Annotated in this window: 1 protein-coding gene; it reads right to left on the bottom strand. The window is 57.9% G+C overall.

The annotated features are described in order from the left end of the window. Positions 1 to 46: 46 nt before the first annotated feature. Positions 47 to 1,459, bottom strand: coding sequence for an ISNCY family transposase (locus tag IVB22_RS03735; RefSeq protein WP_247515978.1), 1,413 nt, complete (start codon positions 1,457 to 1,459; stop codon positions 47 to 49). Positions 1,460 to 1,547: the final 88 nt, after the last annotated feature.

Genomic DNA, 1,547 nt, shown 5'->3' with positions numbered 1-1,547 from the left:
TGTTGCAACAAAGTTGAGATGTCCCTAACTCTGCAAAGTTGAAATGTCACTCGGCGGCCTCGCTGGTAGTGTGAGCCGGCGCCGCGGAGACCACCATATCGGAGCGGCGCCGGCTCACGCGGGGAGATTTCGACTTCGGTTTGGCAGCTTCAACGATCTTCATGGCGCGGTTCTTTAGAATGCCCGGCTTCTGGTTCGATCGTCGTGGTCCATCCGGAACTCGGTTGAAGCGAGGCTGGCTGTCTTGCTGTTCCTTGATCCAGGCCAGGATCTCGCCCAGGCGCTTGTTCTCGACGATGGCGGCATGACTGACGCGCTGCAGTTTGTCGAAGGCTGAGTAAGGCAGAGATCGACCATTCCAGCGAACCTCCAGCCGCCCATCCGGAAAGTCATAGATCTCGACCATTTTGCCGCGAAGGCGAACTGCCAAGCCTTCCGGCTTAAGCGTCAGCTTCATGCGACTGTAGTTCACCACCAGTTGGTGCGACACCTGACGCTGCTCACGCCAACACAGAATCTGATCGAGATCCTGCCGGGGATCGACCAAACGATGAAAGTCCTTATCGCGGGCCGCTGGCTTGGCAAAGCGGCCGTTGTAGTCGGCGACGAAGTTGGGCAGAAACGCGTTTGCCGCTTCGATCGTGTTGATGCCGGCGAGTCTCAGCTCCTTCACCAGGCGATCCTGCAGCGTATGATGCGCGCGCTCGACGCGACCCTTCGCCTGGCTGGTATTGGCACACAGAATCTCGATGTTGAGTTCCGACAACGCCCGTCCGAACTGGGTCATTCCATTGCCGCTGGCCGCGTTCTCGTTCGACACCCGAAAGATGGAATGCTTGTCGGAGTAGAAGGCGACGGGTTTACCGTGGCGGCGAAGATAGGCCTTCAGCGCCTCGAAATAGGCAAATGTGCTCTCCGATGCGACAAAGCGAAGCTCCATTAGGCGGCTTGTCGCATCGTCGACAAACACCAGTAACGTGCAGGCAGCTGCACGATCCTCAAACCAGCGATGCTCTGAGCCGTCGATCTGGATCAGCTCACCAATATGCTCACGGCGATGCCGAGGTTGCTGGATTCGCTTGCGTTCAGCGCGGGACGTCCAGATCCCCGCCCGCCGCATCCAGCTGCGCAGCGTCTCCCGCGAAACTTTGAGATCATGACGCTCTGCCAGCTTCTCGGCCGCGAATGTTGGTCCAAAGTCTGCATAGCATTCCCGCACTAGAGCGATCGCATGATCGCGAACCACATCCGGCAAGCGGTTGTTCGAAGGACGACCGCGGCGTTGGTTGGCGACGGCCGAAGCGCCGTTATCGCGATATCGTCTCAACAGCCGATACGTTTGCCGCAGCGTAATCGCCATCAGCTCAGCAGCTGCGCGAGCTGTTAATCTGTCGCTGTCTAGCCGTGCCAGAACATCAAGACGGTTCAGCTCGCGCTTGCTCATCACCACCATGCCCATCGAAATAACAGCCTCCGAACTCCCAAAAAGGAGCCGAAACTGACATCTCTACTTTGCTCAGTGCTGACATTTTAGCTTTGCTGCTACA

Source organism: Bradyrhizobium sp. 190 (genome assembly GCF_023073415.1).
In the GTDB taxonomy this organism is placed as follows: domain Bacteria; phylum Pseudomonadota; class Alphaproteobacteria; order Rhizobiales; family Xanthobacteraceae; genus Bradyrhizobium.
Note: the sequence above shows the minus strand (reverse complement) of the source record. Positions and strands in the feature narration are given on the sequence as shown.

What these genes read in the sequence shown, in the direction of transcription:
- IVB22_RS03735 (WP_247515978.1), bottom strand. Translation starts at nt 1,459, where the DNA reads ATGGGCATGGTGGTGATGAGCAAGCGCGAGCTGAACCGTCTTGATGTT.